Origin of the sequence: Mesorhizobium denitrificans, assembly GCF_003403035.1 — a bacterium.
In the GTDB taxonomy this organism is placed as follows: Bacteria; Pseudomonadota; Alphaproteobacteria; order Rhizobiales; family Rhizobiaceae; genus Mesorhizobium_G; species Mesorhizobium_G denitrificans.
Window position 1 is genome coordinate 83,084 of the sequence record NZ_QURN01000011.1, and the last position, 12,467, is coordinate 95,550.

The window sequence follows — 12,467 nt, forward strand, 5'->3', positions numbered from 1 at the left end:
CTAAAAGTTGACTTCGTGGCATTGCCGAAGCGGTCGAGGTAGGTAAGATCATCATCGGCACCCAAATCTTTTGTTCTCAGCCTCGGCATGATCGGGCAGAGGAGTCGAGGTTATGCGTCCTATCAAGAGCACGGTGCCAATTACTCTTGCGGTTTTCATGGGTCTTTTTGCGGCGTGCGTCAACGTCGAGTTAGCGGTTGCGCAGGATCAGCCCAAGCCGCAAGCTGCAAAGCCAGAGAAAAAGATCACTGAAATCAACGTAGGTTATCTGCGCGCTTATGCGCCGCAGCTAGCGCTTTCCGTGCTGGACGTTCCGCCGCGCGATGAAGGCGTTGCGGGCGCGAAAGTCGCGATTACGGACAACAACACGACCGGCGCGTTCACCGGGCAGAAGTTCAATCTGGAAGTGGTCCAGGTTAAGCCCGACGAGGATGTCACGGCGGCGTTCGATGCCATGATGGAAAAGAGCGACCGCTATATTCTGACCGACCTTTCGGCAAAACAGCTTCTCTCGATTGCTGACAAGGCGCGCGACAAGGGCGTGCTGTTGTTCAATGTGGGCAATACGGACGACAGCCTGCGCGAAGAAGACTGCCGGATAAATGTGTTCCACACCGCGCCGACCCGCTCGATGCTGGCGGATGGGCTCGCGCAATATCTGATCTGGAAGCAGTGGCCGAAATGGGTGCTGATTTACGGCTCGCATGAGCGCGACAAGCTGTTCGCAGATGCGCTGCGCCGGGCGGCAGAGCGTTTCGGCGGGCAGATCGTTGGTGAAAAGGAATTCAAGGATACGGGCACGGCCAAGCAGACAGATTCAGGCGTTGTGCAAATTCAGAAGCAGATGCCGGTGTTTACGCAGGATCTGCCGGACCATGACGTGGTGCTGGTGGCCGACGAAAGCGAAGTGTTCGGCAGCTATGTGCCGTTCCGCACATGGATTCCAAGGCCGGTCGCGGGAACTGCCGGCATGATACCGTCGATCTGGCATCCTGCGAGCGAACAGTGGGGCGGTGCGCAAATCCAGAATCGGTTTGAGAAAGCGTCTGGCCGCCGGATGCTTTCCAAAGACATGGCCGCATGGACAGCGGTGCGCGTGGTTGGCGAGGCGGCAACGCGCACACCCGATGCCGATCCCGCGAAGATGGAAGAGTTCATCAGGTCCGACAAATTTTCGGTGGCGGCGTTTCGCGGACAAAAGGCCACGTTTCGGAGCTGGAACCTGCAGATGCGCGAGCCGATTTTCCTCGGTGACGGGCGCGGCGTGATTACGACTTCCCCGCAGGAGGGCTTCCTGCATCAGGTTTCGGAACTCGACACGCTGGGCGTCGACAAGCCGGAGACGAAGTGCGTGCTGAAGTAAAAAATGATCGGGAGGAGTTTAATGAAAGCTGGGCCACTGGTTGCGGGAACCGCGTTTGCTGTCCTGATGTCGGGCAGTCCCGCCTTTGCCTACATGGCGTATGTCTCCAATGAGAAGGACAACACAGTCACCGTTGTGGACACCGATACCAAGGAGGTCGTGAAGACGATCAAAGTGGGGCAGCGGCCTCGCGGCATCACCATCTCGCATGACGGGAAGTTTGTTTATGTCTGCGCCAGCGATGACGACAACATCGAGATCATCGATACGGTGACGAGTGAGATCGTCGGCTCGCTGCCATCCGGACCGGACCCGGAGCTTTTCGTGCTGTCGCCCGATGGCAAGACACTCTACGTGGCCAATGAAGACGACAATCTGGTCACGGTTATAGACATTGAGAGCAAGAAGGTGCTGGCGGAGGTGCCTGTTGGTGTCGAGCCGGAAGGCATGGGCGTGAGCCATGACGGCAAGACGATGGTGAACACGTCGGAAACGACGAATATGGCTCACTTCATCGACACGGGGACCAACGAAATCACGGACAATGTGCTGGTGGATTCACGGCCGCGCTTTGCGGAATTCAAACCGGACGATTCGGAAGTCTGGGTGAGTGCTGAAATCGGCGGCACAGTTTCGGTGATCGACAATGCGACGCGCCAGGTGAAGCACAAGATCACGTTCGAGATTCCGGGGCTGAGGGCGGAATCGATCCAGCCTGTCGGCATACGAATCACCGATGATGGCAAGAAAGCCTATGTCGCGCTGGGGCCTGCCAATCGGGTCGCGGTAGTGAACGCGGAAACCTATGAAGTGGAGAAATATGTGCTGGTCGGCCAGCGTGTTTGGCAGCTCGCTTTCACGCCTGACCAGAAAACGATCATCAGCACAAACGGCATTTCCAACGACATTACCTTTATCGACGTGGCGACTGATGAGCCGGTGCAATCCGTGACCGTTGGCGCGCTGCCTTGGGGTGTCGTGGTTTCGCCGACGAAATAGGGAACCAAGCTTATGCCAAGGGAGAGAGAGCATAATGTCCAACTATCGTAAGATTGCGTTTGCCGTTCTGCTGGGGTCGGCAATGTCATTGTCTCACGCTTTTGCGCAGGACAACGACGGCGACGATGATGATGCAGCCGCGCCTGCTGCGACTGAAACGGCAGCGCCCGCGGATGCTGAAAAGCCGACGCGTGCCAGCAAGGATGTGCCCGAACTGGTTCTGGGGACGAAGGACGATCAGTTCGCCGTGAACCAAAAGGATTTCACGCTTATTTCCGGGCAGGGATACCGCTGGAAGATCACTGCGCAGGGCGGTCTGGAGTACAAGTTCGCGACGGACCTTTTCCGCAATGTCTGGAACAATCAGATCGTTATCAGCGATCTGGAAGTACACATGAATGGCGCGCCAGCATGGCTGGAATTCGATGCGGACGGCACGATTCAGGTGCAGTTCACGACCGTGCGGCCGGGCATCTACACATGGTCGGTTCCCGACCTTGCGGACAAGGGCATGAAGGGCACGATCACGATCAAGTAGTTGCCGAAAGTAGCACTGCGTGCGGCGGTCTTTAAGCATAGGATCGCCGCGTTGCGGAGGAGAATGGTGTGCAGCATATGATGCCCGCCGGTGGTGCGCAGGATGTCGCGGCGCTCGACGTTGCCGCCGTCAGCCATTCCTATGGCAAGAAGCGCGCGCTGGATAATGTGTCATTCACGATCAAGCCGGGCAGCTTCACCGTGCTGCTTGGCCTGAACGGTGCGGGCAAGACGACGCTGTTTTCGCTCATCAGCCATCTTTACGACACGCGGCAAGGCGCAATCCGCATTTTCGGACACGATATTGTACGCACCCCCGGCGAGGCACTGCGACGGCTGGGGATCGTGTTTCAGGCGCGCACGCTCGACCTCGATCTGACCGTGCAGCAGAACCTTTCCTATCACGCCGCTTTGCATGGCATATCGGGCGCTGAGGCGACGAAGCGCATCGCCGCGCGGCTGAACGAAGTGGAGATGGGCGGACGGCTGCACGACAAGGCGCACAGCCTTTCCGGCGGGCAGATGCGGCGCGTGGAAATTGCCCGCGCGCTGTTGCACGAGCCGCCGCTTTTGCTGCTGGACGAGGCGACCGTGGGTCTGGATGTGCAGTCGCGCGCTGGCATTCTCGCCAATATTCGCAAGCTGGTCGCGACGCGCGGCATCAGCGTTTTCTGGGCAACGCATTTGATCGATGAGGTGCAGCCAAGCGATGACGTGGTTGTGCTCTCACAGGGGCGATTGGTGGCGAATGGGCGGATTTCCGATGTTGTGACGCAGACCGGCGCAAGGGACATAGGCGAGGCATTTCGCACGTTGAGCCGGGCAGGTGAAATCGTGCCGACGGGTCATGGGCAATGAGCGCGGTCGAGACAACGCCGGTCAAGGCGCAGCCCTTTACCGTTGGGCAGTATCTGGTCTGCCTCAAGGGCATTCTGGTGCGCGAGGGTATGCGGTTTTTGAACCAGCGGGAGCGGTTCATTTCCTCGCTGGTGCGACCTTTGCTTTGGCTCTTCATTTTCGCAGCGGGGTTCCGGCAGGTGCTCGGTGTTTCGATCATTCCGCCATACAAAACCTATGTGCTGTATGAGGTTTACATCACACCCGGCCTGTGCGGCATGATCCTGCTTTTCAGCGGAATGCAGTCGTCGCTCTCGATGGTGTATGACCGCGAGATGGGAAATATGCGGACGCTGTTGGTCAGCCCATTTCCGCGCTGGTTTCTGTTGATGTCGAAACTGTTGGCCGGCGTGACCGTATCGGTTGCGCAGGTCTATGCGTTTCTGGTCATAGCCTATTTCTGGGGGGTTAAGCCGCCGCCCATTGGCTATGCGCTGGTTCTGCCCGCACTGTTTTTATCAGGCATGATGTTATGTTCGCTCGGTCTGCTTCTGTCGTCGGTCATCAACAAGCTGGAGAATTTCGCTGGGATCATGAACTTCGTGATTTTCCCGATGTATTTTGCTTCTCCAGCGCTCTACCCGCTGTGGCGGATTCAGGAATCCAGCCCGCTTTTATACAAAATCTGCGTGGCGAACCCTTTCACCTATGCGGTCGAGCTGATCCGGTTCGCATTTTATGGGCAGATCGAGTGGACATCGCTTGCGGTGGTGGTCGCGTGTACGGCGATTTTCCTACTCGGCGCGATCATCGCTTATGACCCTTCGCGCGGCCTTATGGTTCGCAAGCAGGACACGGGAGGAAACGGATGAGGTATGCTCTGCCCGCCTTTGGCTTGGCGATTTTGATGGGCGGAAATGCCTATGCCGCCCAGGGAGCCGACCCAAGCTGGCCATGTATTCAACGCAAGGTGCCGGAACTCTCGATGGGTCAGATATGGAACGGGCCGGACCTGACTCCCGCCGCGGCAGACTGGCAGAACGATAAGGGCGTTTCAGAACTTGTAACGGAACTTGCCGCGCGTCGTGTTCCAATCGCAGACGCGCAAACAGAAATACGCGGACTGCCGCAGAAGCTTGGCCCGGACAAATTGAGCGAACGGCTGAAAATGCTCGTGCAAGGGCTGTTCGACCATATGAACCGCGAGCGTTCGCAGGTGATTTCCGGCATAGGGCGTTACGCGCAAAAGCAGCGTGATCTTGCAGCGGAACTGCGCAAGGAAGCGTCTCAACTGGGTGAATTGCAGGCCAAGCCCGGAGCCGATCAACAACAGGTTTCGGCCATGGTGGATAGGCTCAATTGGGAAACGCGCGTTTTTGAAGAACGCGTGCAGTCGCTGACTTATGTGTGCGAAGTTCCGACGATCATCGAGCAACGGCTCTACGCGCTCGCCAAGACAATCGGCGAGGTGATGCCGAAGGAGTGATGTTGGGGCCAGGTGCAGCTATCCTAACAACAAAGCAACCGCTGTGGCGGCGGCGCCGTTGCTGGCTTCGTTTCGCACGGCGCGGGATGCCGGGATTATATCGGCCAGATCGACAAAAGGCCGCCCAAGCCGATCTGCCAGCCGCCTGATCTGCCAGCGGCCAATGCCAGCGCCGACGATTGGCGCGTTGTCATCCAACCTTGAACCGACACGAAACGCGGCTTCGTGGATGGTGCGAAGTTGCTGCTCGCTGAACCATTCCGCAATGGAGCGCCAGTCGCGCGCATCGAGATCGTCGGCGTCGCGCCCAACCATCCGGGCCAACCGCGTGGTCGATGCAGCGACGGTCTTTTCCTTGCCGTCGGCGGTGTCGTGCCGATCGTCGTCTTCGTCCAGCACACCCATGATGCGGTGAACATCGGCGATGGAGGCGAAATACTCGTTCATCAGCGGCGTGACTTGTCCGCGCACGATGGCGGTGGGCGAGACGCCAAACAGGAAGGTGCGAGTGAATCCGGTATAGACCAGCTCGCCCGTCGCGAGGCGTTCGGAGTCGGTGTAGCCGATATTCGCGATTGAGCCATTGCGGGTGGCGATGATGTCTGTGGTGGTAGAACCCATATCGACAAACAGGGCGTTGCCAGTCTGCTTGCCGACGAGAGCGGCAGTGGCGTGCCAGTTTGCTGACGCGATGTCGGTTGAGTGGGCGGGTGCATCAGCCAATGACACGAAGCCGGAGCGACCAGCATAAATGCGGGTGTCGGGAACGGGCACGTCTTGACCGACCATCTCCAGCAAGGCCGCGACGCCTGCCTGGCGTGAGGGAAAGGCGTCCGTCAATTCGCCAGTCATCGTGACGCCAGCGATGGAACAATCGCGGCAATGTGGAGCGGCTTTCGCGAATGCATCGGTGAGCAGATGCAGTCCGCGCCAGAGCGGAGTCGCAAATGTCTCGGCGTGTGTTACGCGGCCATTGTCCAAGCGACTGAATTTCAGGTGCGCGCCGCCAACATCGAAGCCTGCAATTGATGTATGCTGTACTTTCATGCGTCTTGCCGTAATGAAGTGGTTTCAGCCTTGCGTATCATTCCAGTTCTCGACTTGAAAGGCGGCGTTGTTGTTCGAGCGCGCGCGGGCCGTCGAGACGAATATCTGCCGATAGAAACTCCCATGAGCGCGAGCGCGCATCCGGCAGCGGTGGCGGCAGGACTGCGCACGCTTTTCCCGTTTGACACGTTCTATTGCGCCGACCTCGATGCCATTGGCGGAGCCACGCAGAACCGGAGCGCATTGGATGCGCTGGCAGCAATGCCCCTGCCGCCGACAGTCTGGCTCGATGCCGGATGCAACGAAGCGGGACCGCTTGAGGCGATGTTGTCCAAGCCGAATATGCGCACGGTCCTGGGGACGGAATCGCAGGGAGATGCGGGCCTGCTGGCGAAGTTTGCGAGGCATCCATCGCTTATCCTGTCGCTCGATTTTTTTGGCGACGGATATCGCGGGCCACGCGAAATCCTCGACGACGCGACGCACTGGCCGCAGACGATTATTGTCATGACGCTGGCGCGCGTTGGCGTTGGTGCGGGGCCGGATATTGAACGGCTTGAGGATGTCAAACGCCGTGCGGGAAGCAGGACGATTGTTGCTGCCGGAGGCGTGCGGGATGCGGGTGATATCGAAGCGCTGGCGGCGATTGGTGTCGATGCGGTGCTGGTCGCGACTGCACTGCATGACGGGCGATTGACGCCCGCGCAACTTGCCGATCTTCAAGCCTGAAAAATCAGGAAGGAGGGCGATTGCCCTCCTGTCCCTATAGCCCCAGGAGCTTCATCAGCCGCTGCAACAGACCCTGCGGCTCAGCCGAGGGCTTCGCCTGCGCGGGGCTGTCTCCTGTCTAAGAAGCACCGAAAGGATGCTTGACGGAATCGCGCAGCTTGGTCGCTTCGGCAGCAGTTGGCGTGCCTGCGATTGCACGGGCAAGAGCTTCCTTGGTTGCGCGATAGTTGTAGTCCTGAATCTTTGCGTCGTCCGATGCTTCCCAGTGAATGAAAACGCCGACGCAGATGAACAGGTCGTCCGCTTCATTTGCGGGGATCGTGCCGTCTGCCACGCTATCCTGGACGGCCTTGGCAACAGCGAACTGCGCCGGGCCGAACATCTGCACAGCCTGCTTTGCACCCTTGATCGTGACCTTGTTGAACATAACCGTGTTCGGTTTGCAGGGCAGATTGGGTGCGATCACTGCGAGAAGGCTCGTGAAGCCGTCTTTATTGTTCGTAAGTGCGTTGCAGAATGCAGCTTCGACCGGACTGCCGCGTGGGCCAATCAGAAGGTCGATGTGAGCAACTTCGTTGCCGTCGCCGACAAGCGATTCACCCACCATTACTTTGTTGATTTTTGCCATTGCCAATTTCCTCCACAGATATCCTTGGAGTCCAAAGACGCCGCAACCGAGCGGGCGCTCGATGGACGACTATCCTTGTTGGCAGCGCCCGGAAACGGACCGGACCGGTTGGCTAGATAGCCGCGAAAACACTTGTGTCTCCGCTTTCAAAATTCAAGCATTAACCCCGGCATTATGCAAGGCGCTCTGTCAACCTTTGGACGAAAAGACTAGCGACGGTCAAATCTGCTGAAGTGCCGGGATTGATGTCGCGGCTCTTGAGGCTCGTGTCGAAGGCAAGCAGCAGATCGTGCTGAAGGTTTTTCTGGCTGGTGGCCCTCAGGCTCGATTGAATCTCCTGCGCTTCGTGCTGAACGGCTTTGGCGACTTGCAGCCCCTGCTTTCGCGCGACGTGACTGTCGGGAAAGCTGGCAAGGAAAGCTAGGTAGGCATTGATTGCGGGCGACATTCCCTCATCGGACGAGGCTTTCAGCGCGGGGATGCCGAGTTCGAAAATATCCTGATAGCCCGTTGTGTACTGATAGGCGATGCGGTCGCGGCTTGCCGCTTCGCGCATGGCTTCGGTCAGCGTGATCTTCGGTGGCTCGCGGACGTCGTTTTCGCCGCCATCGCCTAGTCCGCCGGGATTCGCAGTTGCGATGGCTTCGAATATGTCCGCGGTGTCGTCCATCGTGATTGAGTCGAGTATTTTGCCGATATTTGCGCGCAAATGAGCGGGGCCTGATTCGGCGGCGGCTGCAATCGGCGCGCCGAGCAGAACTATGCCGAGATTGGTGTTCATGCCGACCGCCGCGTGGGTTGCGAGAACCGCTCCAAGAATGCGTTTGCCGAGGGATAGGGTGGGATCTGTCAGCGGGCCGGACGAGACGGCAGCGCTGGTCAGAAAATGTGCGACTTCCATGCCGTGACCATCGGCAAAGCGGTGTACATTGCCGGGCTTCAGCGCATTGATTTCCTGCTCGCAGGCGTACTCATAGGCTTCGCGAATGCGGGCTCTGCTCATCGATAGGATGCGACGAGCCGCAAGCGGCGTTCGCCAAGACTTGCAAGGAGAGCGTCTGCAATGGCGGCGGAAATATCGACCTTGACGACAGATTGCAGGCCGGACCATGCAGGCATGCTGTTGACTTCCAGAACGAAGAGCCGCCCGCTGGTGTCGCGCACGAGATCGACGCCGGCAAAGTCTGCGCCGACCGCTTGCGCTGCTGCGATGGCGAGGCGTTCCAATTCTGTGCGGTCTTCGTCCGTGGCGGTTTCCGGCGATGCGCCGCGATTGACGTTGGAAATCCAATCCGTGCTGCGCCGTCGCATGAGAGCGATGGCGCGGTCTGCGCAGACGAAGACGCGAAAATCGTGGAAGGGCGGACCGTGGCGCTCGATGTAATGTTGCAGATAATAGGTGTCGGCGACTGCTTCGCGCGGCGGTAGGTCCGCGACTGATTCGATGCGCTTGATGCCGCGTCCCTGAGCGCCGAACAAGGGTTTGATGACGAGCGGCACGCGCTCGCGCTCCACGATTTCGCGCGCGGCGTCGAAGCCTTCGACTGCGAAGGTGCGCGGCGTTGGTATGTTGGCATTGGCGAGCAGGAAGCTCGTCATGGATTTATCGACGCAGCGCTCTATGGCTTTCGCGGTATTCCAGACGGGTACGCCGAGCGCTTCCATCGCGTGCAGAATGCCGAGGCGGCGGGTGACGGCTTCAAAGCTGCCCGCCGCGATAGATCGGACGATTATTGCATCCGGGAGGTGGTTGAAGCCGGGGATGGCGATGCCGTGGGGCGCGCCGGTGTCGAACGCCAGCGAGGCGAGCGGAATGCTTGTGACCTTGGCGCCGCCTGCGCGCAACGCACGCGCAAGCGCTTTCGATTGCGGGCCGGTGCGATCATTGCAGATGAGGATGTGCTGCATTTTATCCCAGACTCGCCTCGAGCATGGCCATGTGGCGCGTGCCGGTGCGGAACGTTTCGCCAGTGTCGATGGCGGTCACAATGGCCTCGGCTGGGCTGAACAGCAGCGGGTCGATGGCGTAGAAATCACCCTTGAACGCCTTGAAGATTTCCGCGAAGGGCCTGCCGTGATCGCGCGAGGTCGCACTAGGAAGTTTCTCTGCGAGACGTCGCGCTTCGTTGGCCGGGCCCTTGACGAATAGCTGCACCAGACTGCCATAGATGATGGCGTCGTTGGTGCGCCCCATCGCCGTGAGAAAATCGGGATGCGGTGCAGGCAGCGGCGCAGAGGCCGCGCCATCAATGATATTATCAAGCGGGAATTTCAGATCATTGGCCTTGTGCAGCGCCACTTCCAGTACCCGTGCGACGATCTGCGCGGTTCCGGCCAGACTTTGCGTCGGCGCGTATATGAAGGCGAGATGATCCGGCGCGAGGCCGGTGGCGTCTGCGACCTTACGCACGACAGCTTCAACAGGGGGCTTGGAGGTTTCGAGGATGAGTACGCCGTTTTCGGCCTGCTCGCGATAGCCAAGGGTTTCAAACAGGGGCTCGACACGGGCGAGCGCGCGGGCGGGGCCGGAACCCATAGCGAAATAATCGCCACTGGAAAGACTCCAGCCCGCATATTGCGCGGCGAGGCAGGCGAGAACCGGCTGCGACGAGCGAACCTCAAGCGTCAAAGGCCATAGCGGGGTGGAGCGGTCCATGCCGGTGGTGATGGTGCCGAGGCCACCCATAGCTGCGCGTGCCATTTGCAGGCCGGCTTCGATGCTGCCGATACATTTTGCTCCGGCGTCGATCAGGGTTTCACCCAGCGGACCCTTTGAAGAGGTGATGCGCAGGCTCGCGGCGTCACGCTGCATTTGTTCAACGATTTGCGTTGCGCTCGCATTTAGCGACATAGCCGTTCCCTCATAGTGCGCGCATTGCGGTTCAGGTTAAGGCGGGCGGCGGCGGCTGTTTCGCCAGCGCCGAAAATGCTGCAAATGGGATCGCCTGCCGCAAGCTTGCTGCCTGCCGTTTGGTGGTCGGCTGTCCAGACGGGCCATTCGAAAGCGGGCAGGCTGATAAGCTCGCGGTCTGCATAGGCAATCATGGACGCGGCGGAGCCGGATTGGCGAGGGAGCGCAAACGGCTGCCCACGACAGGCGTGCAAATGCGCTTCAAAAAGTGGAGCGACGGGGTCGTCGAAGATGTCGAGCGTTGCGCCGGGACGCGGATTGATTTCCAGCAGGATGTAGCCGTCGCGCGTGCGGATGAAATCGGCGCTGCACAGGCCGATGAGGCCGGTTCGTGCAGTGAGATCATCAAGCCATTTGCCGAACAGTGCGGCGGCGCGGCGGGAAAAGCGCGTGAGGCGAACGGCGCCGCCGTAGCGATAAGGGGCGCCCGGCGCAGGCGATTGCCACTGACGGCTGAAGCCGACGACATGCGCGCGCTGACCGTCGCCGATAAAGAGTGCGGAAATCGGAGTGCCGATAAGACGCTGCTGATAGTAGCTGCCGCGTTTCCCGAAATTCGCAGCAGACTGCACATGTGCGCCACCTGCGGCCCCCGCGATCTTCGCCAGCCAGTTTTCAGGATCGGGCGGGGTGGTGCGGCGCATTGCGGGATGCGGGATGCCAAGCGCAGCGCAATCGGCAGCAAGCGTTTCAGGGTGCTTGATGCGCTGGATGGTGGCTCCGCCGTTACCGGCAAGCGGAAATTGCGTTGCCAAGCGGTCGACGAGATCGGGTTGACGTTCGAAACCGGAACCGAGAACAAGGCCTTCCAGCGGTTCGCCATTGGCGAGTTGCTGGAGCGTATCGACAAGGCCGGCGGGTTCGATGCCGTGATGCAATGCGCCCGGCAAGCGGACCGTGCGCGCGCAGGCGGCGACCGTGTCCAGATCTTCAAAGAAGTCTGCCGCTAACACGCAATAGCCAGCCCGCCGGGCGGCCTGAGCCAGGGCGCGAGATGAAACCGCTGCAATGAGAACGGTCTTATTTGGCGATTTCGCGAGCAAACGAGAACGCATCCTGAAAATCGAAAGCGACAACTTTATCCGCCTCGATCATCTTTCTGAAAAGCCCGGATTCGACTTTGTACTTAACATTCCCAATGGCGAGAGGGCCGATGCCCACAGCTTTTGTGTCCGGAATGGCTTCGCTGTCGGCGTGGACGGTCAAACCCTCGACGCCTGCAGGTGGCACGGCGTTGACATCCGCAGCGACCAGCAGATGTTTCGCGTCTTTCAAATGATCTTTGGCGAGAACCTGAACGCCCGCCTTTGCGGCGGACAGAACAACCTCGGCGTCAGCCGCGACGGAGCTCTTGTGGATATCGGTCGAACCATCGGCCACATCGACATCCACGCCGAAGCGGGCTTTCATTTCTTCAGCAATGGCTTTGACGCGCTTAGTGCCGTCATGCCCGACGATCGTTACCTTTGCGCCTTCCTTCGCAGCGATGACGGCAGTGCAGAAGCCGACCACGCCTGTTGCGCCGAATATGGCGATCCTGGTGCCCTGCAGCGTGCGGTCGAACTTCTTTGCCAATGCCTTTTCGACCTTGGCGACCATCGCGGCAGCGGTGGTGAAGGAGCCGGCGGGATCGGCAAAGACGGAGAGCTGGAATGGCGGCAACATCGCCTTTTTCGCGGCCTTGAACATGTCGAGCGATAGCGTGACGTCCTTGCCTGCGATGAAAAAGCCGGTATCGACACCAGCGTCCGGCGGACGCGAGAAGATCGCGTCCTGCACCAGCCCGGTGACTTCATCAAGCGTGACGCCAGTGTATGGAATGACGGCGTCGAAACCGGCGTCGAGCGCCATGTTCACGTCGAACGGACTCATGTGCTTGAGGGGAGTGATCATATGCAGAATGTGCTTGCGTGGCATCGGTTCTCTCTTG

The 12,467-nt window shown here is 59.5% G+C and carries 14 protein-coding genes; 7 read left to right on the plus strand and 7 right to left on the minus strand.

Annotated features, from left to right (window positions below; all coding sequences use genetic code 11):
* Nucleotides 1-112 precede the first annotated feature (112 nt).
* From DY251_RS14765 to DY251_RS14790, 6 genes are all read left to right on the plus strand, one after another.
* Nucleotides 113-1,363 carry an ABC transporter substrate-binding protein gene (locus DY251_RS14765; protein WP_245415974.1) on the plus strand — a complete coding sequence of 417 codons (1,251 nt, stop codon included), beginning with the start codon at nucleotides 113-115 and terminating at the stop codon, nucleotides 1,361-1,363.
* A 21-nt stretch (nucleotides 1,364-1,384) separates the two neighbouring features.
* Nucleotides 1,385-2,362, plus strand: coding sequence for a YVTN family beta-propeller repeat protein (locus DY251_RS14770; protein WP_116624683.1), 978 nt, complete (start codon nucleotides 1,385-1,387; stop codon nucleotides 2,360-2,362).
* 34 nt (nucleotides 2,363-2,396) lie between these two features.
* Nucleotides 2,397-2,900, plus strand: coding sequence for a cupredoxin domain-containing protein (locus DY251_RS14775; protein WP_116624684.1), 504 nt, complete (start codon nucleotides 2,397-2,399; stop codon nucleotides 2,898-2,900).
* Between the two features lie 77 nt (nucleotides 2,901-2,977).
* Nucleotides 2,978-3,757 (plus strand): ABC transporter ATP-binding protein, encoded by a 780-nt coding sequence (locus DY251_RS14780; RefSeq protein ID WP_116624685.1) that lies wholly within the window; start codon nucleotides 2,978-2,980, stop codon nucleotides 3,755-3,757.
* A complete protein-coding gene (locus tag DY251_RS14785) occupies nucleotides 3,754-4,608 on the plus strand; it encodes an ABC transporter permease (protein ID WP_116624686.1) in 855 nt (284 codons plus the stop codon). Before DY251_RS14780 ends, DY251_RS14785 begins: the two co-directional genes overlap by 4 nt.
* The gene (locus DY251_RS14790) at nucleotides 4,605-5,222 is read left to right on the plus strand and encodes a hypothetical protein (RefSeq protein WP_137113845.1); all 618 of its coding nucleotides are present in this window, start codon (nucleotides 4,605-4,607) and stop codon (nucleotides 5,220-5,222) included. The genes DY251_RS14785 and DY251_RS14790 overlap by 4 nt, the downstream gene beginning before the upstream one ends.
* An 18-nt stretch (nucleotides 5,223-5,240) precedes the next feature.
* On the opposite strand, the gene DY251_RS14795 is transcribed toward DY251_RS14790, so the two are convergent.
* On the minus strand, nucleotides 5,241-6,269 hold the full coding sequence (locus DY251_RS14795) for a hydantoinase/oxoprolinase family protein (protein ID WP_116624688.1): 1,029 nt from the start codon (nucleotides 6,267-6,269) through the stop codon (nucleotides 5,241-5,243).
* Here DY251_RS14795 and DY251_RS14800 point away from each other — a divergent pair.
* Nucleotides 6,255-6,998 (plus strand): HisA/HisF-related TIM barrel protein, encoded by a 744-nt coding sequence (locus tag DY251_RS14800; protein ID WP_116624753.1) that lies wholly within the window; start codon nucleotides 6,255-6,257, stop codon nucleotides 6,996-6,998. The genes DY251_RS14795 and DY251_RS14800 overlap by 15 nt on opposite strands.
* Before the next feature lie 118 nt (nucleotides 6,999-7,116).
* Here the strand turns inward: DY251_RS14800 and fae are convergent, their stop codons facing one another.
* From fae to DY251_RS14830, 6 genes are all read right to left on the minus strand, one after another.
* Nucleotides 7,117-7,626 (minus strand): formaldehyde-activating enzyme, encoded by a 510-nt coding sequence (gene fae, locus DY251_RS14805; protein WP_116624689.1) that lies wholly within the window; start codon nucleotides 7,624-7,626, stop codon nucleotides 7,117-7,119.
* Nucleotides 7,627-7,798: 172 nt separating this feature from the next.
* Nucleotides 7,799-8,629, minus strand: a complete 831-nt coding sequence (locus DY251_RS14810; protein WP_116624690.1) for a triphosphoribosyl-dephospho-CoA synthase — start codon at nucleotides 8,627-8,629, stop codon at nucleotides 7,799-7,801.
* Nucleotides 8,626-9,534, minus strand: a complete 909-nt coding sequence (locus DY251_RS14815; RefSeq protein WP_116624691.1) for an ATP-grasp domain-containing protein — start codon at nucleotides 9,532-9,534, stop codon at nucleotides 8,626-8,628. The genes DY251_RS14810 and DY251_RS14815 overlap by 4 nt, the downstream gene beginning before the upstream one ends.
* A gap of 1 nt (nucleotide 9,535) precedes the next feature.
* Complete coding sequence (gene mch / locus DY251_RS14820) at nucleotides 9,536-10,438, minus strand: methenyltetrahydromethanopterin cyclohydrolase (RefSeq protein WP_245415975.1); 903 nt, start codon at nucleotides 10,436-10,438, stop codon at nucleotides 9,536-9,538.
* A gap of 29 nt (nucleotides 10,439-10,467) precedes the next feature.
* Nucleotides 10,468-11,592 carry an ATP-grasp domain-containing protein gene (locus DY251_RS14825; RefSeq protein WP_116624693.1) on the minus strand — a complete coding sequence of 375 codons (1,125 nt, stop codon included), beginning with the start codon at nucleotides 11,590-11,592 and terminating at the stop codon, nucleotides 10,468-10,470.
* The gene (locus tag DY251_RS14830; RefSeq protein WP_116624694.1) at nucleotides 11,558-12,454 is read right to left on the minus strand and encodes an NAD(P)-dependent methylenetetrahydromethanopterin dehydrogenase; all 897 of its coding nucleotides are present in this window, start codon (nucleotides 12,452-12,454) and stop codon (nucleotides 11,558-11,560) included. The genes DY251_RS14825 and DY251_RS14830 overlap by 35 nt, the downstream gene beginning before the upstream one ends.
* Nucleotides 12,455-12,467 lie beyond the last annotated feature (13 nt).

What these genes read in the sequence shown, in the direction of transcription:
- DY251_RS14775 (WP_116624684.1), top strand. Translation starts at nt 2,397, where the DNA reads ATGTCCAACTATCGTAAGATTGCGTTTGCCGTTCTGCTGGGGTCGGCA.
- DY251_RS14830 (WP_116624694.1), bottom strand. Translation starts at nt 12,454, where the DNA reads ATGCCACGCAAGCACATTCTGCATATGATCACTCCCCTCAAGCACATG.
- DY251_RS14790 (WP_137113845.1), top strand. Translation starts at nt 4,605, where the DNA reads ATGAGGTATGCTCTGCCCGCCTTTGGCTTGGCGATTTTGATGGGCGGA.
- DY251_RS14795 (WP_116624688.1), bottom strand. Translation starts at nt 6,269, where the DNA reads ATGAAAGTACAGCATACATCAATTGCAGGCTTCGATGTTGGCGGCGCG.
- DY251_RS14770 (WP_116624683.1), top strand. Translation starts at nt 1,385, where the DNA reads ATGAAAGCTGGGCCACTGGTTGCGGGAACCGCGTTTGCTGTCCTGATG.
- DY251_RS14765 (WP_245415974.1), top strand. Translation starts at nt 113, where the DNA reads ATGCGTCCTATCAAGAGCACGGTGCCAATTACTCTTGCGGTTTTCATG.
- DY251_RS14810 (WP_116624690.1), bottom strand. Translation starts at nt 8,629, where the DNA reads ATGAGCAGAGCCCGCATTCGCGAAGCCTATGAGTACGCCTGCGAGCAG.
- DY251_RS14780 (WP_116624685.1), top strand. Translation starts at nt 2,978, where the DNA reads ATGATGCCCGCCGGTGGTGCGCAGGATGTCGCGGCGCTCGACGTTGCC.
- mch (WP_245415975.1), bottom strand. Translation starts at nt 10,438, where the DNA reads ATGCAGCGTGACGCCGCGAGCCTGCGCATCACCTCTTCAAAGGGTCCG.
- DY251_RS14800 (WP_116624753.1), top strand. Translation starts at nt 6,255, where the DNA reads ATGCTGTACTTTCATGCGTCTTGCCGTAATGAAGTGGTTTCAGCCTTG.
- DY251_RS14815 (WP_116624691.1), bottom strand. Translation starts at nt 9,534, where the DNA reads ATGCAGCACATCCTCATCTGCAATGATCGCACCGGCCCGCAATCGAAA.
- DY251_RS14825 (WP_116624693.1), bottom strand. Translation starts at nt 11,592, where the DNA reads ATGCGTTCTCGTTTGCTCGCGAAATCGCCAAATAAGACCGTTCTCATT.
- DY251_RS14785 (WP_116624686.1), top strand. Translation starts at nt 3,754, where the DNA reads ATGAGCGCGGTCGAGACAACGCCGGTCAAGGCGCAGCCCTTTACCGTT.
- fae (WP_116624689.1), bottom strand. Translation starts at nt 7,626, where the DNA reads ATGGCAAAAATCAACAAAGTAATGGTGGGTGAATCGCTTGTCGGCGAC.